12 protein-coding genes and 2 pseudogenes are annotated in these 18,605 nt (G+C 70.7%); 10 read left to right on the top strand and 4 right to left on the bottom strand.

What is annotated here, in order from left to right; translation table 11 throughout:
• Nucleotides 1-224 precede the first annotated feature (224 nt).
• On the top strand, nucleotides 225-959 hold the full coding sequence (locus tag ACIRP7_RS03490; protein ID WP_403653322.1) for a helix-turn-helix domain-containing protein: 735 nt from the start codon (nucleotides 225-227) through the stop codon (nucleotides 957-959).
• Here ACIRP7_RS03490 and ACIRP7_RS03485 read toward each other — a convergent pair.
• Nucleotides 952-1,712: pseudogene (locus tag ACIRP7_RS03485) on the bottom strand (aminoglycoside adenylyltransferase family protein). The gene ACIRP7_RS03490 and the pseudogene ACIRP7_RS03485 overlap by 8 nt on opposite strands.
• 156 nt (nucleotides 1,713-1,868) lie before the next feature.
• Here ACIRP7_RS03485 and ACIRP7_RS03480 point away from each other — a divergent pair.
• From ACIRP7_RS03480 to ACIRP7_RS03470, 3 genes and pseudogenes are all read left to right on the top strand, one after another.
• Nucleotides 1,869-3,077 (top strand): annotated as a pseudogene (locus ACIRP7_RS03480) (RNA-guided endonuclease InsQ/TnpB family protein).
• A 76-nt stretch (nucleotides 3,078-3,153) separates the two neighbouring features.
• Nucleotides 3,154-3,582 (top strand): Uma2 family endonuclease, encoded by a 429-nt coding sequence (locus tag ACIRP7_RS03475; protein ID WP_403654221.1) that lies wholly within the window; start codon nucleotides 3,154-3,156, stop codon nucleotides 3,580-3,582.
• A gap of 17 nt (nucleotides 3,583-3,599) precedes the next feature.
• Nucleotides 3,600-4,232, top strand: a complete 633-nt coding sequence (locus tag ACIRP7_RS03470) for a 1,4-alpha-glucan branching protein (protein ID WP_403653319.1) — start codon at nucleotides 3,600-3,602, stop codon at nucleotides 4,230-4,232.
• 38 nt (nucleotides 4,233-4,270) lie between these two features.
• On the opposite strand, the gene ACIRP7_RS03465 is transcribed toward ACIRP7_RS03470, so the two are convergent.
• The gene (locus ACIRP7_RS03465; RefSeq protein WP_403653317.1) at nucleotides 4,271-5,875 is read right to left on the bottom strand and encodes an amidase; all 1,605 of its coding nucleotides are present in this window, start codon (nucleotides 5,873-5,875) and stop codon (nucleotides 4,271-4,273) included.
• A 124-nt stretch (nucleotides 5,876-5,999) separates the two neighbouring features.
• Here ACIRP7_RS03465 and ACIRP7_RS03460 point away from each other — a divergent pair, with 124 nt between their 5' ends.
• Both ACIRP7_RS03460 and ACIRP7_RS03455 read left to right on the top strand, forming a co-directional pair.
• Entirely contained in the window at nucleotides 6,000-6,992 is a 993-nt protein-coding gene (locus tag ACIRP7_RS03460; protein WP_403653314.1) for an aldo/keto reductase, read from the top strand.
• A 240-nt stretch (nucleotides 6,993-7,232) separates the two neighbouring features.
• Nucleotides 7,233-10,373 carry a sacsin N-terminal ATP-binding-like domain-containing protein gene (locus tag ACIRP7_RS03455; RefSeq protein WP_403653311.1) on the top strand — a complete coding sequence of 1,047 codons (3,141 nt, stop codon included), beginning with the start codon at nucleotides 7,233-7,235 and terminating at the stop codon, nucleotides 10,371-10,373.
• Between the two features lie 41 nt (nucleotides 10,374-10,414).
• Here ACIRP7_RS03455 and ACIRP7_RS03450 read toward each other — a convergent pair whose 3' ends face one another.
• Nucleotides 10,415-10,645 carry a hypothetical protein gene (locus ACIRP7_RS03450; protein WP_403653309.1) on the bottom strand — a complete coding sequence of 77 codons (231 nt, stop codon included), beginning with the start codon at nucleotides 10,643-10,645 and terminating at the stop codon, nucleotides 10,415-10,417.
• Complete coding sequence (locus ACIRP7_RS03445) at nucleotides 10,642-14,118, bottom strand: colicin E3/pyocin S6 family cytotoxin (protein WP_403653306.1); 3,477 nt, start codon at nucleotides 14,116-14,118, stop codon at nucleotides 10,642-10,644. The genes ACIRP7_RS03450 and ACIRP7_RS03445 overlap by 4 nt, the downstream gene beginning before the upstream one ends.
• A 487-nt stretch (nucleotides 14,119-14,605) precedes the next feature.
• Here ACIRP7_RS03445 and ACIRP7_RS03440 point away from each other — a divergent pair, with 487 nt between their 5' ends.
• The 4 genes from ACIRP7_RS03440 to ACIRP7_RS03425 all read left to right on the top strand — a co-directional run bounded on the left by ACIRP7_RS03440 (nucleotide 14,606) and on the right by ACIRP7_RS03425 (nucleotide 18,574).
• Nucleotides 14,606-15,037, top strand: a complete 432-nt coding sequence (locus ACIRP7_RS03440; protein WP_352388751.1) for a hypothetical protein — start codon at nucleotides 14,606-14,608, stop codon at nucleotides 15,035-15,037.
• A gap of 11 nt (nucleotides 15,038-15,048) precedes the next feature.
• Entirely contained in the window at nucleotides 15,049-16,674 is a 1,626-nt protein-coding gene (locus tag ACIRP7_RS03435) for a trypsin-like serine protease (protein WP_403653303.1), read from the top strand.
• Between the two features lie 114 nt (nucleotides 16,675-16,788).
• Nucleotides 16,789-17,640: a DUF5707 domain-containing protein gene (locus tag ACIRP7_RS03430; protein WP_403653300.1), complete on the top strand. Its 852-nt coding sequence runs from the start codon at nucleotides 16,789-16,791 to the stop codon at nucleotides 17,638-17,640.
• 133 nt (nucleotides 17,641-17,773) lie between these two features.
• Nucleotides 17,774-18,574 (top strand): hypothetical protein, encoded by an 801-nt coding sequence (locus ACIRP7_RS03425; protein WP_403653297.1) that lies wholly within the window; start codon nucleotides 17,774-17,776, stop codon nucleotides 18,572-18,574.
• Nucleotides 18,575-18,605 lie beyond the last annotated feature (31 nt).

The raw sequence follows: 18,605 nt of genomic DNA, 5'->3' as shown, positions 1-18,605 counted from the left end.
GGGCACTCCGTTGGCCCGCTGTTTCTGATGATGGAAAGCTACGTTGCATTCAATGATCCGACAACACAACCGTTGCACTGAACTATCATCGCTGCAGGTAGATGCCGCTAAATCGTTGCAACGGTCCTGAGTTTAATGCAACATCCCTGCGCCGCTCGTTGCAATGAATCGGAAGTGAACGCTAGGGTGGAGGCACCGAAGAAGGGCGCACGAAGGAGACCGCGATGCCGGGAGGCAGACTCACCCAGCAGGACCGCCAGCAGATCGCGCTGGGACTGGCCGACGGCCTCGCCTACGCGGAGATCGCCCGACGCCTGGACCGACCGACCTCGACGATCACGCGCGAGGTCATGCGCAACGGCGGCCCCACCGGCTACCGCGCCGACCTCGCCCACCGTGCCACCGAACGTCGCGCTCATCGTCGCAAGCAGGCCGTACCCCGGGGGCCGGAGGCGCGGCCGCAGGCCCACGGGCGCGACGCCGAGGCCGTGCGCGCATATGAGGAGACGCTCACCACCGTCTTCATACAGTCGGGCACGCCCACGATGGCGGCCCGGGTGATGGCCGGCCTCACCCTCAGCGACGCGGGTAGCCTCACCGCATCCGAACTCGTCCAACGCCTCCAGGTCAGCCCGGCGTCCGTCTCCAAAGCGGTCGCGTTCCTCGAGAGCCAGGGAATGGTCCGCCGGGAACGCGACGCGGGCCGCCGCGAGCGCTACACCGTCGACGACGACATCATGTACGAATCGATGATGGCCAGCGCCCGCGGCACCGCCCAGGTCGCCGAGACCGCACGGGACGGCGTCGGAGTCATCGGCCCCGGCACCCCGGCCGCCGTCCGCCTCGAAAACATCGCCCGCTTCCTCGACTTCGTCTCCGAGAGCATCGCCCGCGCCGCGGACCAGGCCCGCGAGGTCCTGCACACGAAACCGGAGACACCCTCGGACAGCGCTACGTGAGCGACTGACGCCCGATGGCGTCGACAAGGAAGCCGGCGCAGGGCCGGACCCCGGCTCGCAGCTGGCCGTACCACCGTTCCTCCTCTTCCCCGAGGTAGACGGCCCGGGCGTGGGCGAGGACGGCCCGATGCTAGGGCGGCAGCCGCTCGAGCGCCCAGTCGGCGGCGGCGTCCTTGGAGCGGATGGTGTCCGTGGCGAGGGTGGTCCAGACACGGGCGAGGGTGAGCAGGACGTTGCGGGTGTCGTGATCCAGGTCGCCCAGCAACTGTGGGACTCCGGCGACGATCGCGCGCCTGAGGTCCACGAGGGGTACGGAGTCGAGGAGTTGGGCGGGCGGAGGGCCGTGCAGGGTCGTGTCCCCGGCCAGGGTCATGGTGAGCAGAGGCGCGAGATCGGGACTGGCCTCGGGCTCGGGAAGGACACCCGCTCGTACTCCTCGCGCAGCCACTCTCCGTAGAGGAAGTCGCAGACGGGCGGGTACCGCCAGGGCCGTACCTCGTCCTGCACGACGACGACGAGCTCGACGGGCCGAGCACCCGGAACACCGGACACCCGCATCAACTCCCCCATCAGGGCCCGACGTTGGTCTTCGGTCAGCGACCTCCGCACGACGACCAGCACATCGATGTCGCTGTACCGGCGCAGACCGGCGAGGACGGCGGAGCCGTGGAGGTAGTTGCCGAGGATGTTGTCGCCGAGGGTGTGATGGAGGATCCGCACCACGGCTCGGGTGTCGTCGGCTGGCATGGGCATCGTCTTTTCACCTTGGGTCTCGTGAAGCATGAAGCGCCACCCGCAGCCAGTGGTCGGGCCCGAGGGGAGGCGAACGCGTGTTCCTATGCTCGCCGGATGGGGTGAATGTGTGTGATTGCGGCACGCATGTACAAAGGTCGCACGTACGGTCGCTTCATGGGAACCGGAAAGGGCGGGCGACGTGTGGCAGGGGGTGCTGGGGTGTCGGTGGTTCAGGCCGCACAGGGTGGGCATGCCCGATACACGTACCGGCTGCGCGTGTCGTCGACCGCCCGCACTCGGCTGCTGGCGGAGTGGGACCGCTGCCGGTGGATCTGGAACGAGTGCGTGGCCAAGACCAAGGCCCTGCACGCGCACAGCAAGGCCCATCGCAGCGAGAAGCTGACGTGCGGCCCGGCCCAGCTGGACAAGATGCTGACAAAGGCCCGCGAGCGCACGCCGTGGCTGCGCGAGGGCAGCTCGATGCCGCAGCAGCAGACCATCCGGGACTTCGGCAAAGCCCGCGCCAAGGCACAAAAGGACATCAAGGAACGCCTGCCACAACGCCAGCGGGCGGGGATGCCAAAGTGGAAGAAGAAGCGCGAGGCCGACCCGAGCCTGAACTACACCAGGCGCGGGTTCCGACTCAAGGACGGTCGCCTGCACCTCACGGGCAACATCGTGCTGACGGTCGTATGGTCCCGCGATCTGCCCGCCGCCCCCTCCTCGGTACGGATCTACCAGGACAGCCTCGGCCATTGGTACGCCTCCTTCGTCGTCCCTGCAGAAATCCAGCCACTGCCGGAGACGGGCGCGGTGATCGGGGTTGACTGGGGCGTCACGGAGACCGCCACCACCACCAGTGACGCCCACGACCTGCCCCACGCCCAGCACGGCCGCAAGGCCCGGGCGAAACTGTCGCGCTACGACCGGATGGCCCGCCGCAGACCCGCCAGAGGACAGGCCGCCTCGAAGGGCTACCGGGAGGCAAAGCACCTGCGAGCCAAGGCATACAAGAAGGTGACCCGGCAGCGGCAGGACACCGGCCGCAAATGGGCCAAGAAGGTCGTGCGCGACCATGACGCGATCGCGGTGGAGGACTTCCGGCCGAAGTTCCTCGCCAAGACCACCATGGCCCGCAAGGCCGCTGACGCAGCCGTCGGCGCCACCAAACAGGCCCTCTTGGAGATGGGCCGCAAACACACGCGGGACGTCCGCCAAGCACGCACTTCCGCTGTCGGAACGCACCTACACCTGCACCGCATGCGGAGCCGTCTCCCCCAGAGACAAGAACTCCGCCCGTTGATGCTCGTCCGGGCTGGTCTCAACCCGGCTGGTGCCGAGGGCGTAAGACCTACTGGAGCCCCGCTCCAGGAGGCAGCCTGACCAAGGAATCCCCTCCCCACAGCCTCAGGGAGGGGAGGATTCAAGATGACCGTCCTTGAAGACAGACAGGATCGCGATGGCCGAGAGCGACAGCATCTACGAGCAGCTGCGGACCAAGTACCCGCGGAAGCGCGTGAAGTCCGACGTGCGCATCGACTACCCGGGGCACCTCAACGGATTCGCGACCGATGTGACGGTGATGGCCGAAGGCGCCACCAGGGCGGAGAGCGGCCACTGGTCCTACGAGGACGTCGAGTTCGTCGCCGAGGTGATCTCCAAGGGAACCGCCGCCAACGACTACGGCCCGAAGAAGGCCGCCTACGCCACGGCGGAAGTCCCCGTCTACGTCATCGCGGATCCGTATCAGGGGCGGTGTCACATCTACACCGACCCCAAGGGCAGCGACTACGAGGTCGAGACCAGGGTGCCTTTCGGCAAGGACGTGGACCTCACCGGCACCGTCGTCGGCCTCACCCTCAAAACCGATGAGTTCCCCCGCGACTGACTGACACAATCCACCACATGGCGATCATCCACCACACCACCCTCAAGCCCACCAAGCTGGAACTGCTCACCACGTGGCTGCCCACCTGCCCGTGGTACACCGACAGCGGTACGCCCGAGTTGACCAAGGCTGGCGGCTTCCGGCTGGACGACCCGGAGGGTGAGGTCGGGATCGAGTTCATGGTGGCCCTCGACACCTCCGGCCCCGAACCCGTCGCCTGGCTGACCCCCCTCACCTACCGCGCCGCCCCGCTCCCCGGCGCCGAACACGCCCTGGTCGGCACGACGGAACACGGCGTCCTGGGCCCCCGCTGGGCCTACGACGGTACCCACGACCCGGTCCTGCGCACCGAACTCCTCGCCCTGTTCGAGGGCCGCGCCCGTGCCCAGGCCCAGAGCCTCACCGACACCCCCGACCACGAGGTCGCCCACTCCTACGCAGGTCCCGCCCTCCCCACCGGCCCCGCCGAGGTCACCGACGACCAGGACGGCACCGAACTCCGCCTCCCGGACGGCACGATCCTCCGCCTGCACCGGCGCCCGCAGCCCACGGCCCCCGAGGGAGCAGCCGGCCATGTCTCCGGAGTCTGGGACGCCCCTGACGGCACCCGCGTCCGGGGTGTGTTCGCGACTCTGCACCGGCGCCCCTGATACGGCCCTGTGCGCGGAGTCAGCAACAAGGCGCGAGGTCAGAACCCCACATCAGGCCCCCGGTACGAAGGCACCCGCCGAACCCCGCTCGCCCGCTCGTACGCGTACGCGAGCCGCAGCAGCACCGGCTCACTCCACGCCGTCCCCATGAACGTCACGCCTACCGGCAGCCCGAACGCGAACCCGGCCGGCACGTTCACCGCGGGGTACCCGGCGAGAGCCGCGGGCGTGGACGCTCCACCGCCGTACGCGTCCCCCCGGACCAGGTCGATCTTGGCCGGAGGGCCGGACGTCGGCATCACCAGGGCGTCCAGGCGGTGCCGGCGCAGAACGGCGTCGATGCCCTCCGCGCGGGAAAGGCGATGGTTGGTCGCCAGCGCCTCCCGGTACTCCCGCTCGGAGAAGTCCAGCCGCTCCACCGCCTCCAGCCCGTCCTGCCGTACATAGCGCAGCTCACGGTCCGCGTGTTCGCGGTTGAAGGCGATCAACTCCCCCAGGTCACGCGGGTGTTCACCGCCCGCCCCGGCCAGGTAGGTGTTCAGGGCGCGCTTGAACTCGTAGGCCTGGACGACCATCGAGCCGGGCAGGTCCTCCAGTTGCTCGGCCGTGGGGATGTCCGCGGGGTCGACGACCACCGCCCCGGCCGCGCGCATCACCTCGATCGCCCGCTCCGCGATGGCGTCGGCGTGGTCGCTGTACCCGAAGTACACGGTCCGCGGGACACCGATACGCGCCCCGCGCAGCCCGTCCGCGTCCAGGAACCGGGTGTAGTCACGGTGGAAGTGCCCCCGGCTCGCCGCGGTCGCCGGGTCCCTGCCGTCGATGCCGACCAGCGTGCCGAGCATGATCGCCGCGTCCCGGACCGTGCGGGCCATCGGGCCGACGCTGTCCTGGCTGGGCACGCCGGGGATCACGCCGCCCCGGCCGACCAGTCCGACGGTCGGCTTGACCCCGACGACACAGTTCGCCGACGACGGGTCGATGATCGAACCGTTGGTCTCGGTGCCGATGCCGGCCACGCACAGGTTGGCCGCGACGGCGACGCCGGTGCCGGAGCTGGACTCGTTGGGTGAGCGGTCCAACTTGTACGGGTTGCGGGTCTGGCCGCCGCGTGCGCTCCACCCGGCGTGGTGGGTGAGCGACAGGCCGCCCGCCCACTCGCTGAGGTTGGTCTTGCCGAGGACGACGGCACCGGCGGCCCGCAGCCGGGCGGCGACCGTGGCGTCCCGCGTGGGCCTGAGCCCTTCCAGGGCGAGGGAGCCGGCCGTGGTGTGCATCCGGTCCGCGGTCTCGACCAGGTCCTTCAGCAGCACGGGCATGCCGTGCAGCGGACCCCGGGGGCGCCCGTCCGCGTCCAGCCGCCGGGCCTCCCGCAGCGCGTCGGGGTTGACCTCGATCACCGCGTGCAGCAGCGGATCGATGCGCTCGATCCGCTCCAGGTAGTAGCGGGTGAGCCGCTCCGCGTCGAGCCGTCCGCGGTCCATCAGCGCGCGCAGCTCGGTGATGCCCAGCTCGTCGAACTCCCCGGGCCCGACAACTACCGCCTGTGCCGGGGCGGTGCCCAGCCAGGGCGTGGCCGCCGCCGCGGTGCCGAGCGCCAGCACCCCCCGCCGGGTGGCGCGGAATTCCTCCGTATGTGTCATGTACTGCACGTTAGAGACGGAACCGCCCCAACTCCCTCCGGCTGTCCCCCGATTCCACAGGGGAGCCAACCCCCCGGAGCGCATCCTTGCCTTGAGCGCACTCGAAGGCGTTGGCTGAGGGGTCATGAAGTACACGCAGCTCGGACGCACCGGACTCAAGGTCAGCCGACTCGTCCTCGGCACCATGAACTTCGGCCCGCAGACCGACGAGCCCGACTCCCACGCGATCATGGACTCGGCTCTCGACGCGGGAATCAACTTCTTCGACACCGCCAACGTGTACGGCTGGGGCGAGAACAAGGGCCGTACCGAAGAAATCATCGGCAACTGGTTCGCGAAGAGCGCCGCCCACCGCGACAAGGTGGTCCTCGCCACCAAGGTCTACGGCAACATGGCCGCGGACGGCGAGGCCTGGCCCAACCACGACAAGCTGTCGGCGCTGAACATCCGCCGTGCCGTCGACGCCTCGCTCAAGCGGCTCCAGACGGACCACATCGACCTCTACCAGTTCCACCACGTCGACCGCGCCACCCCCTTCGAGGAGATCTGGCAGGCGATCGACACCCTCGTCCAGCAGGGCAAGATCCTGTACGTCGGGTCCTCCAACTTCCCCGGCTACAAGATCGCCCAGGCCAACGAGATCGCCGCGCGGCGGGGCGGCACCATCGGCCTCGTCAGCGAGCAGTGCCTCTACAACCTCGCCGAGCGGCGCGCCGAGATGGAGGTCATCCCGGCCGCCCAGGAGTACGGCCTCGGCGTGATCCCCTGGTCCCCGCTGCACGGCGGGCTCCTCGGCGGGGTCATCAAGAAGGAGGCCAAGGGCGGCCGCCGCGCCTCAGGGCGGGCCGCCGACACCCTCGCCGACCCGGCCAAGCGGGCCCAGATCCAGTCGTACGAGGACCTGCTGGAGAAGCACGGTCTGGAGCCCGGCGAGGCGGCCCTGGCCTGGCTCCTCACCCGCCCCGGCGTCACGGGCCCGATCGTCGGCCCGCGTACGGCTCAGCAGCTGGAGTCGGCGGTCCGCGCGGTCGAGCTGGAGCTGAGCGAGGAGGTCCTGGCGGGCCTGGACGAGATCTTCCCGGGCCCGGGACCGTCTCCGGAGGCCTTCGCCTGGTAGCTCCCTCCATGGGGCACGGGGTTGTTCGCCCGGTGCGAACGACCGCCGGCCCGGCGGTGGGCGACGGCGACGGCATCGGCGCCCGCAGCGCCCTGTACGCCGGTCCGCCGGCCCGGCCCGGACACCGACGGGCGGCGAGGCAATCTCTCGCCGCCCGTCTTCGCCGCTGCGAACCCTCCCCGAGTTACGGTCCTCCCTCGTCGCGGTACCTTCATCGTCACGCCGATGAGGAGAGTCAACGTGAGCAAGTTCGTGCGGCCCGCCGCCGAGGGTGCCGACCCGTTCGGGACCGCCCGGCTCAGGCGAGGGGTGCTGGACGCCTGGGCCACCAGCCCCGCCCGGTTCCGGGAGGACGCCAACGCCGAGGAGGACCTCGTCCTCGGCGGATACCGGGACCGGCTCGTCGTCGAGCTCGCGCAGAACGCCGCCGACGCGGCGGCCAGGGCGGGCGTGCCGGGACGGCTCCGGCTCACCCTCCGCGAGGGTGTCCTCTTCGCCGCCAACACCGGCGCCCCGCTGGACGCGGCCGGTGTCGAGTCCCTCTCCACGCTCCGCGCCTCCGCCAAGCGCGACAGCGTCGACGGCTCGGTCGGCCGCTTCGGCGTCGGCTTCGCCGCCGTGCTCGCCGTCACCGACGAGCCCGCCGTCGTCGGCCGCCACGGCGGGATCCGCTGGTCCCTCGCCGAGGCCCGCGAGCACGCCGCCGAGACCGCCCGCCACAGCCCCGGGCTCGGCGACGAGATCCGCCGCCGCGACGGCCATGTCCCGCTGCTGCGGCTCCCCTTCGCCGCCGAGGGCAGCGCGCCCGACCCCTACGACACCGTCGTCATCCTCCCGCTGCGCGACGCCGCCGCCGCCGACCTCGCCGAGCGACTCCTGAACGCCGTCGACGACGCCCTCCTCCTCGCCCTCCCCGGGCTCGAGGAGGTCGTGATCGAGACGGACACCACCCGCACGATCAGCCGCCGCACCGAGGACCACCTCACCGTCGTGGAGGACTCCCGGGACGGTACGACCCGGTGGCGTACGGCGTCCGCACACGGGCCCCTCACCCCCGAGCTCCTCGCCGGCAGGCCCGTCGAGGAGCGGCTGCGGCCGCACTGGTCGCTCACCTGGGCCGTGCCCGCCGACCCCGACGGCAGCCCGGCCCACCCCCGCACCAGCCCCGTCGTGCACGCCCCGACGCCCAGCGACGAACCCCTCGGCGTCCCCGCGCTGCTCATCGCGTCCTTCCCGCTGGACACCACCCGCCGGCACGCGGCACCCGGACCCCTCACCGACTTCCTCGTACAGCGCGCGGCGGACGTGTACGCCGACCTCCTCGCCGGCTGGCGGCCGGTCGGCGAAGGGATCATCGCGCTGGTGCCCGGCCCGCTGGGCAAGGGCGAGCTGGACGGCGCGCTGCGGCAGGCGATCCTCGACCGCCTCCCCCGAACTGCGTTTCTCCCACCCGCCCTCCCAGCGTTCCTCCCGCCCGCACTCGAGCCCGGCGACGACTCGGAACTGCCGGAGGTACTGCGCCCGCGCGAGGCGGAGGTCGTCGAGGGCGCGGGCGCCGACACCGTACGGGTGCTCGCCGAGGTGCTGCCCACCCTGCTGCCCGCCGGTCTCGAACGGCGGGTGGAGCTGCGGACGTTGGGCGTGGCCCGGGTCCCGCTGACCGAGGCCGTCGACCGGCTCGCGGGCCTGGAGAAGGAGCCGGAGTGGTGGCAGCGGCTCTACGACAGCCTCGCGGGCGTCGACCCGGACCGGCTCTCCGGCCTGCCGGTGCCGCTCGCTGACGGGCGTACGACCATCGGGCCCCGGCAGGTGCTGCTGCCCACGTCGGACGGGCCCCTGATCGACGCCGAGATCCTCGCCCGGCTCGGCCTCAAGGTCGCCCACCCGGCCGCCGCCCATCCGCTCCTGGAGAAGCTGGGCGCGCTGCCCGCGACTCCGCGCGCGGTGCTCACCACGCCCCAGGTACGGGCCGCCGTGGCCGCCTCCCTGGACGACGACGGGGGCATGAGCTGGGAGGAGGACACCCCGGACGCCGAGGAGCTGGCCGACACCGTCCTCGCGCTCGTCCGGGACGCGGGCCTGGAGCCCGGCGACGAGCCGTGGCTGGGCGCGCTCGCCCTGCCCGACGAGGAGGGGGAACTGGTCCCCGCGGGTGAACTCGTCCTCCCCGGCAGCCCGTTCGCGCGGGTCATGCGGGAGGACGAACTCGCCTTCGTGGACGGCGAACTGGCCGGGAAGTGGGGCGAGCAGCCCCTCGCCGCCTGCGGGGTGCTCGCCGACTTCGCCCTGGTCCGGGCCACGGACGTGGTCCTCGACCCCGACGAACTGGAGCCGCGCGAGGGCGACTTCGCGGAGCCGGACGACGCAGGTCTCCTCGACGCCGTGGACGTGTGGTGCGAGGACATCCTCGACCGCTTCCCGGACACTCCGGTACCGCCGGTCGCCACCGAACTGGTCGCCGTACGCGATCTCGACCTGGTCGACGAGGACAAGTGGCCCGAGGCCCTGGCCCTGCTGTCCCGGCCGCCCCTGCGGGACGCGATCACCCAGCAGGTCCGCATCCTCCTGCCGGACGGCACCCATGAGGTCGTACGGCCGTACACCGCCTGGTGGCTGCGCGGGAACCCGGTGCTCGACGGGCGCCGCCCCGCCGGTCTGCTCGCGGCCGGAGGAGACCCCCTCCTGCGCGGTCTGTACGACGAGGCGGACGCGACCGGGTTCGACGACGAGCAGGTGCTGCGGGCGCTGGGCGTACGGACCTCGGTGGCCGCGCTGCTGGCGGAGCCGGGCGGGGCGGCGGAACTCCTTGACCGCCTCGCCGACCCCGACCGATCGGTGACCGGCGCCCAACTGCACGCCCTCTACAGCGCGTTGGCCGATCTGGACCCCGAACAGGTCACCCTGCCGGACGAGCTGCGGGCGGTGACCGACGGCCGGGTCGAGGTCGTGGACGCGGCCGACGCGGTGGTCGTCGACTCACCGGACCTGCTCCCCTTCACGCAGGGCGTCCCCCTGCTGCCGGTCCGCCCCTCCCGCGCCGCCGAGCTGGCCGAGCTCTTCCAGGTCCGGCGCCTGAGCGAGTCCGTCACCGGTTCCATCGACTCCGAGGGCACCGAACACGACGTACCGGAGGCGGTCGGGCTGCTGCTGGGCCCGAACACCCCGTCCTCGTACATCGAGCACGAGGAACTCGTCGTCGACGGCGTGGAGCTCGACTGGCGCCTCACCGACGACGGCATCCTGCACGCGTCCACGGTGGAGGGCGTGGCCGCGGGCCTGGCCTGGGCGGCGAGCCAGTGGCCCCGCCGCTTCGAGGTCGCGGCCCTCCTGGAGGACCCGACCCGCACGGAGGAACTGGCGAGGGACCGCTGGTTCGACTGAGCGACGGGGGCCGCCCTGACGGACGGCCCCCGCATCTTCTCTCAGTCCGCGCTGGGGTCCAGGAAGTACTCGTACTTCTCCAGGTCGAGCGTGATGCCGGTGAGCTGCCGGACCCGCTCGGCATGCTCCTCCGTCAGAGGCACATCGCCGATCAGCTCGTCCGGGGCGATCCCCACGAGGTCCGCGAGGACGTCCAGGCCGACCGCCGTGACATCGACGGACGAGTCGAGGAACTCGCCGTCCTTCGGGAAACGGGAGATGGCGAGTCTCATGGGGTCACCTTCCGAGTCGGGTCCGCAGGCTTGGTCTGGGCTCCAGTATTGGGGTCGAACTCGCCCTGATGCTTGCCGCGCTTGTTGTACTTCTCGACCGTTCCGTGCTGGTAGTCCCACTCGAAGATGTCACCGGACTTGGGGTCCTTCCAGCGCTTGCGGAGCTGCCCTCCGCCCTGCACGGGCGTCTTGCCCCTGACCCTCCCGGCATTCGGGAATCCGGGCAGATTGTTCGGAGCCGGCTTCGGCCCGGTCTGCGCCTTCTGTACGGCGCTGCTCTTACTCTGTGCCTCGCGCAGTGCCTGGCCCAGGCCGTCGTTGAAGCGGCCGATACCGTCCGCGGCGGTGAACCCACCCCCGACAGCCAGGGTCGTGCTCGCCGCGATCGCCGGAGCACCGGCGAGGCAGCCGATGCCCGTGATGCACAGCGCACCGCCGGCAATGTCGCCGGACGCGCCGACGCCCATCATCAGAACGCCGGCGCCCGTCTCGGCGAGCCCGGACCAGACGTCCGGGTCGGTGAGGATGGCCTCGCCGTAGATGAGGACGGTGTCCGCCTTGTCCTCCAGCCAGTCCGGGATCCAGCCGTCGTCCTCCTCCTGCGGGCCCTCCGGGTCCGGAGCGTTGCGCCAGGCCTCCTCCGTCCTACGGAACTCGGCCTCCTCCTGGAGCTGCTTCGAGACCGCCGTCTGGAAGGCCTCCAGCATGGCCTTGCCGGCCGCGGCGGAGTCCTTTCCGGCAGCCGTGGCCGACGCCCGGGCTTCCCGGGCCGAACTCCAGGCCTCGTCGGCCGATCCCTGCGCCCAGTTCGCGGACACCTGCGCCTCGGCGGCCGAGGAGACGGCCCGTGCCGCCGCCGCGTGGGCGTCGGCCTCCGCGGCGCGCGCGGTGCGGGCCGAGGCCGCGGCGTTGGCCGCTGAAGTCTCCGCCTCCTTGGCGGACTTGAGGGCGTCGTCGGCGTATCCCTTGGCCGCCTTCGCCGATGCGTCGGCCTGCTTGGAGTACTCCGCGGCCTCGGCGGCGGCCTTACGGGCCGTGGCGGCGACCTTGCCCGCCTCCGCCGCGTTCTTCTGCGCGGTGGCAGCCACCGAGGCGGCCTCGGAGATCATCTGCTGCAGCAGGGCCACATGACCGGCGGCGAGCTGGTCCTTGCGCTGTGCCTGGTACTGACCATGCTGGATGAAGGCGTGCAGCAGCGGCGCTGGGCCCTCCAGTGCGATCCGGGCGGACGCCTTGACCTCGGGGCCACCGCTGTCGATGAGCTGCGCCGCCCGGACCCGCTCGTCCTCGGTGCGGGCCGTGTACTGACCGTCGGTGACGAAGGTGCGGTACTTGTCCACGGAGCCGGAGCTCAGCGCCGTACGTCCCGCGCTCTGGACGCTGGGGCCACCGTTGGAGATCACCTTCGAGACGTAGACGCGAAGGTCGTCGGCCATCGCCTCGTACTGACCGCTCTCAAGGAACGAGCTGACCTTGGTCGTGCCGTCGCCCAGGGCCTGCTCGGCCCCGCTGCGGACGGCGGGCGCCGGCGACTCCAGGGCCAGTGTCTCCACCCGCGACCGTGCGTCGTCCTGGGCGGCCTCGACGCGGCCGGAACGCAAGTACGACACCACGTCGGCAGTGTCACCGGAGAGCGCCTCACCGGCCGCCGTACGGCTCCAGGGACCACGGGTCTTCAGGGTGCGCAGCGCGACGTCACGGCCCTCGGTGACCAGCGTCCGCTGATCCGCGTCCGGTGCGGAGGCGGCCGTGCTCAGTCGCCGGGCGTCCGCCTCCAGGTCGGCGGAGGCCTGGACCCCCCGGTCCTCGGCTGCCTGCCGTTGTTCTTCCTGCGCCTTGAGCTGCCGGGCTCGCGCCACGGCCTCGTTGGTACGGGCGGTCAGCTCCTCGGCCTCGATCTGACGGGCCAGCGTGAACACCGACTTGGCCTTGGCCACGGCCGAGCTCGCGATGTCCGCATCCTCCTTGGCGGCCTTCGCGTGGGCGGTCGCCTCGGTCGCCGCCTTTCCGGCCTCCACGGCGTGGTCGGCCGCGTCGTTGGCCGCCTTGGCAGCGTTCTCCGCGTGGGTGGCGGCCGAGTTGGCTGCGTCACGGGCCTCGTTCGCGGCGACGGCAGCCTTGCGAGCCAGGCTCTCGGCGGCGTTCGCAGCACGCGTGGCTTCCGCTGCCTGGGCACGTGCCGCAGCAGCGGCGGCACTGGCCTCGGAGGAATTCGCCCCGGCCTGGTCGGCGTAGCGGCTGGCGTCGGTCGCGGCGCTCGCTGCGGCGTCGGCGTTGGCTCCGGCGCTGGTCGCGGCCCTCGCCGCATCCCCGGCCGCGGTCGCGGCGATACCGGCCTGGTTCGCCGCGTCCGCCGCGAGCCGGGCGCCCTTGGCCGCGGCATTGGCCTCGTCGGCGGCCTTGCGGGCCGTGCTCGCCTTGCTGTGGTCCGCGGCCGCGTCGGCGGCCGCCCCACGGGCCCGGCTGGCGGCCTGGGCGGCGCCGGACGCGGCAGCCGCAGCCTGGGTGGCGGCACTGGCGGCGGTACGGGCCGAGTTATTGGCGGCGCGTGCAGCGTCGATGGCCTGCTGCGCCGCGCGGGCGGCCTGAGTGGCGGCGGTCGCCGCGCGAGATGCGGCGGACGCGGCCCGGACCGAGTCCTTGCGGGCGGCCTCCGTCTCGGCCGCCGCCTTCTGCGCGGCCTCCTTGGCCAGCGCCGAGGCTGCGACGGCCCGCGCGGAGGCGTCCTTGGCCGCCTCCGTCTCCGCACGCGCCTGCCGTCCGGCCTCCTTCGCCTGGGCGGCGAGTTGGGCGATGGTGGCGCGTTCCTGGTCCCGAGACCGGGCCACGTACTGGCCGACCTGCAGGAACTCGCGGATGTCCGCGGCGGTGCCCTCCAGGGCTACCCGGCCGGCGGCCCGGACGTTTGCTCCACCCGTACTCACGATCTGCACGAGCTGGACCCGCTCGTCCTGCTCGCGCTCCGTGTACTGGCCGTCGTTGAGGAAGTCGGCCATGTCGTCGGCCGTGCCGGCCAGCGCGGCGCGGCCGGCCTCCTGCACGCCGGGCCCGCCTGCGTCGACGATCTGGGCGATGCGGACACGCTGGTCCTGTTCCAGGGGTGCCTTCCAGCCATCCTTCAGGAAGGTGTCCAGGTCCCCCTGACTGCCACTCAGCGCCTTACGGGCGGCCTCCTGGAGACCGCGTCCGCCGAGGCCCGCGATCTGCGCGGTCTGTACCCGGTCGTCCTGGTACGCCGTCTCGGTCGCGACGTCGTTCAGGAAGTGCCGGACGTCGTCGTCACCACCGGTCAGGGCGACCTCCGCGGCGGCCCGCAGGCCGGGGCCGCCCGCCTTCCAGAGCTGCAGCACCCGGCCCCGGTCCGAGTACGCGCCGCTCGCCGTACCGCCGTCGTCGGCTGGGGAGTCGGAGGCCGCTACCGGAACGGCGCCGAGCAGACCCATGGCGATCGCCATGGGCAGCACACCAAGCACGGTCCGGTGTATCAGGCGTTTTGATATTCCGGTGGCATCGAACTGGTCAGTTCTTCGATTCACTGGGTACCTGTCTGTAATCGGCGACGACCCCCGAAATGCGAGTCGCCGAATGGTCGACGGGTAAGCATAGCCCCCTTTCATCGAGCGGAAGGAGGAGATTTTCAGACCGGTCATATGGGGCAATGCGGATTTATTGTATGTGCATTGACGTTGACCTCACCTATGCATATGCTGTGCTCCGACTTTGCTTCGGACATGCCCGGCCTGACCAGCCGGGACTTCATCCGGGCTTGCATCTTCAGGGGGTAAACGGGGACCCGGTGCGCCTGTGCGTGACCGGCTCATCAGGGCATATCCAGCAGCCGTCGACGGCTGCAACTCAGTCATGCGTATTTTTCGAAGGGAATTCTCGGTGCCTTTTCGTGCCCGAAATCTCGTTGCTTCCGGAATCGTGGCCGCGTGCGCCACTCTCGCCGGTATTTCTGTGGCTTCCGCCGATGACCCACCGCAATCCCAGGGGGACTCGAATCCGCCCTTCGCGGTCGAGGACTACGGTTACCCCGGAGCCGACCAAATCCTGGCCGAAAAGGGAATCAAGCTGAAGAAGGGAGACGGGCGCATTCTGCTGGCCGACTGCGATGCGGCCGCCCAGCAGATTCGGGTCCTGACCCGCAGGGACGACTCCGTGGGCCGGGCTGGCACCTACTGCTTCACAGCGCTCGGGAAGAGCGGCCGCCTCACCCTTGAGCTTCCCCAGGTCTTCGCCGTGGAAGCCGCGGACCACCCGATCAGCGCCGACCTGACCGCAGCAGGCAAGACCACCACGGTCGCCGTGCCCCAAGGAGGGTTCGAGTCCGTCGGCGAGGCCGCCGGAGGCGCCCCCTCGGTACTCGTCGAGCTCCGGGTCACGGGCTGACCGCCGTGCCCATGCGCCCCACAGCCAACAAGACCCCGGGATTCGAGGGAAACGTGAAAGACGCCCGTCCGCGCGGAACGCGCATGATGTGGGCCGCCGGGCTCGCGGCCGCCGGTCTGACGACCGGTCTGCTCGCCGCGGTCCCGGCCCAGTCCGTCGTAGGCGACCCGCTCGCGGACGACAGCGACCAGTACACGGTCAAGGTCCATGTCGCCGGCGGCACCGACAACGAACGCGCCTGCTCCGGCACTCTGGTCGACCCCCAGTGGGTCCTCACCGCCGCCAGTTGCTTCGCCCCCGATCCCCAGCAGGCGACCACGCTCGCCAAGGGCGTACCGCCCCTTCCCGCTGTGGTGACCGCCGACGGCAACAAGCCGACGGCCGCTGCGCAGCGCACCCAGAAGGTCCAGGAGATCGTCCCCTACGCCGGTCGTGACCTGGTCTTGGCGCGCTTCAACCCGGTCTCCGCCGACGACGCGCTGGGCGGCCCCTTCCCCGACATCGCGTCCGCCCAGGTCAGCGACGCCGCACCGGCCCAGGGCGACCCGCTCAGAGCGGTCGGCTACGGCCGGACCAAGCTGGCGTGGACCCCTGAACGCGCTCACGCCAGCACCTTCGCCGTGGACCTCGTGAACCCGACGACTCTCGCCATCTCGCCCGCCGCTGCCGGGGCGGCCCTGTGCAAGGGCGACGCGGGCGGGCCCGTGCTCAACGGATCCGGCCGGGTCATCGGCGTGGTCAGCGCCTCCTGGGACGGCGGTTGCCTCAACTCGTCGGAGACCCGCACCGGTGCCGTCGCCACCCGCGTCGACGACATCGCGGACTGGGTCCAGCAGGTCCGGCTGACGAGTCGCCAGAAACATCTTACGAACGCCCTCACTGCGGCTGACTTCGACGATGACGGCCGTACGGACATCGCGGCGCTCATGGACAACGGCTCCGCGCAGTTCTTCCACGGTCGTCCGGATGGCACGTTGCAGTTCGGCAGCTTCCTGAGTGCCCTGGGCCGCTCTCCCCAGCAGCAGCTGATCGCGGGTGACTTCCTGGCGGACTCGAAAGGCCTCGAAGTCGTCACTGTCGACAAGGACGGGGACCTCACCCTGGCAAAACAGCGTGTCATCTGGGGACGCTTCCAGAGTTCGATCTGGGAGCACCGCGCGCTCTGGAGCGATGCCACGTGGAAGGACGGCCTGCCAGTCGCCGCTCTGAGGACCGGGACCGCCGGACGCGACACCCTCCTGTTCCAGTGGCCCGATGGCTCCCTCTACACCTACAAGCGGGACGCGGCCGGCAACCTGGTCAACCAAAAGAAGTCGATGTGGCCGGACAAGACATGGAAGAAGAAGCTCATCGCCACGGCCGACTTCACCGGTGACGGACGCGAGGACATCGCCGCCGTCGCCGCCGACGGAGCGCTGCACCTCTACCCGGGCAAGGCCGACGGCACCTTCGACAAGGCCCGCTCCATGTGGCCCGACAAGACCTGGGGCGGCATGCGCGTCGTCCTCGGCGGTGACTTCGACGGTGACGGCAAGGGCGATCTCGCCGGCGTCACGACCGCGGGCGACCTGCGTCTGTACGCCGGTGACGGCAAGGGCGCACTGGCCGCGGGCAAGACCATGTGGCCGAAGGTATGACGCCCGGGACTGGCGGCTGGTAGAAAATCAGGCCGGTCTGCTGCAACGGTTCAGCCCGGTCTCGCATCTGACCCCACGAGCCACCAGGCTCCACGACCAGTCCTGGGGGAACGCATGCGCATCCGCACCATCGTGGCCGCCGTCTCCGGCGGCCTCGTCCTCTCCGCCCTCGCCGTCCCGGCCGCCCAGGCCGACGGCGGGGGCCTGCACAAACCCACTGCTACGGAGCGTTTCGGCGTCTCCAGAGCCGCGATGAGCGCCGCCGCCGACGATGAACTGCCGGTCGTCTCCGACGTGAAGGTCAACGGCGGCAAGAGCATCGTGTTCGGTACTACTGGCGTCAAGACGTTCACCGTGTCGCTGACCGCCAGTCACTCCGCCGGTATCCAGGACGCGTACATCGACTTGTGGCACGGCAGGGACCTGGCCCACCACGACGGCGTGTTCGCCCCGAACGAGCAGAACGCCACCTGCACCGCGGTCAGCGCCACAACCTCGAACTGCAAGCTCACCATCACGGTCGACGTCGGCCGGGAGCTGTACATGAACTCGCTGGCCGGTACCTGGCACGTGACGGCCGCCGCGATCGCCGCCGACGAGGCCGGCAGCGACTACTGGAACGACTCCTACGGCACCCACAAGGTCCAGCGCCTCTCCAAGCTCACGGCCGACGCCGCCCCCGAGCCGGTGAAGAAGGGCAAGACCATCACCGTCACCGGCAAGCTGACGCGGGCCAACTGGGAGACCCGCAAGTACGCCGGCTACTCGACCCAGCCGGTGAAGCTCCAGTTCCGCAAGAAGGACTCCGACACCTACACCACCGTGAAGACGGTCAAGACCAACAGCAAGGGTGACCTGAAGACCACCGTCAAGGCGACGGTCGACGGGTTCTTCCGCTGGAGCTTCGCGGGCACCTCCACCACCCCGGCGGTCAACGCCCCGGGTGACTTCGTCGACGTCAGGTAAGTAGGCCGGAAGTAAAGCGTTGCGCATGTGCGGACAAAATCACGCCCCACCCGTACAACCAGTCCCGTGAGTCACGGATCTAGGGAGTGAGTCATCAGACTCCCAGATCCTTCTCTCCTCATGGGGAACGCACATGCGCATACGCGCCCTCGTCCTCGCCGCCTCCGGCGCCGTGGCACTCTCCGCCCTCGCCGTGCCGGCCGCCCAGGCTGCCACGGCCGGGCCCGCCGTCACCTTCTCCAGCCTGAAGGTCAACAGCGGCAAGGACATCGTGGTCGGTTCGACGGCGATGGTCACGGTCTCGGCCAGCTACACCGTGACCAAGCCCGCGAACCTGGACCCGAACTCCTTCGGTACCTTCCCACTCCTCTACCGCGGCGCCACCCTCGGCATGAACTCCGACGACCTGCTCGGCGGCGACGACCCCGGCACCTGCACGGCGTCCTCCTCGACGGTGCTGAAGTGCACCGCGAAGATCCAGTTCCGCCCCAAGGGCTCCGACGAGGACGGCGACCTGTACAGCAGCGAGGCGGGCACCTGGAAGCTGGGCGCCCTCGCTGTCAACGGCGACGAAGGCCTGACCTGGCAGGGCAACCTCGGCACCACCCACCTCCAGCGCCGGTCCACCCTCACCACCAACGCCGCCCCCGAGCCGGTGAAGAAGGGCAAGACCATCACCGTCACGGGCAAGCTCGCCCGCGCGAACTGGGACACCAACACGTACGCGGGTTACTCGACCCAGCCGGTGAAGCTCCAGTTCAAGAAGAAGGGTGCGACCTCCTACACCACCCTGAAGACCATCAAGACCAGCACCACGGGCGCCCTGAAGACCACGGTGACGGCCTCCGCCGACGGCTCCTTCCGTTACGTCTTCGCCGGTACGACGACGACCTCGCCGGTCACCTCGACCGGGGACTTCGTCGACGTCCAGTAGAACCGCAGCCCACCACCCGGGCTGAAGCCCC

It is taken from the genome of Streptomyces sp. NPDC102270 (assembly GCF_044766405.1).
Classification (GTDB): domain Bacteria; phylum Actinomycetota; class Actinomycetes; order Streptomycetales; family Streptomycetaceae; genus Streptomyces.
Note: the sequence above shows the minus strand (reverse complement) of the source record. Positions and strands in the feature narration are given on the sequence as shown.

Coding starts and splice junctions, on each gene's coding strand:
- ACIRP7_RS03490 (WP_403653322.1), top strand. CDS start 225: ATGCCGGGAGGCAGACTCACCCAGCAGGACCGCCAGCAGATCGCGCTG.
- ACIRP7_RS03475 (WP_403654221.1), top strand. CDS start 3,154: ATGGCCGAGAGCGACAGCATCTACGAGCAGCTGCGGACCAAGTACCCG.
- ACIRP7_RS03470 (WP_403653319.1), top strand. CDS start 3,600: ATGGCGATCATCCACCACACCACCCTCAAGCCCACCAAGCTGGAACTG.
- ACIRP7_RS03465 (WP_403653317.1), bottom strand. CDS start 5,875: ATGACACATACGGAGGAATTCCGCGCCACCCGGCGGGGGGTGCTGGCG.
- ACIRP7_RS03460 (WP_403653314.1), top strand. CDS start 6,000: ATGAAGTACACGCAGCTCGGACGCACCGGACTCAAGGTCAGCCGACTC.
- ACIRP7_RS03450 (WP_403653309.1), bottom strand. CDS start 10,645: ATGAGACTCGCCATCTCCCGTTTCCCGAAGGACGGCGAGTTCCTCGAC.
- ACIRP7_RS03435 (WP_403653303.1), top strand. CDS start 15,049: ATGCGCCCCACAGCCAACAAGACCCCGGGATTCGAGGGAAACGTGAAA.
- ACIRP7_RS03430 (WP_403653300.1), top strand. CDS start 16,789: ATGCGCATCCGCACCATCGTGGCCGCCGTCTCCGGCGGCCTCGTCCTC.
- ACIRP7_RS03425 (WP_403653297.1), top strand. CDS start 17,774: ATGCGCATACGCGCCCTCGTCCTCGCCGCCTCCGGCGCCGTGGCACTC.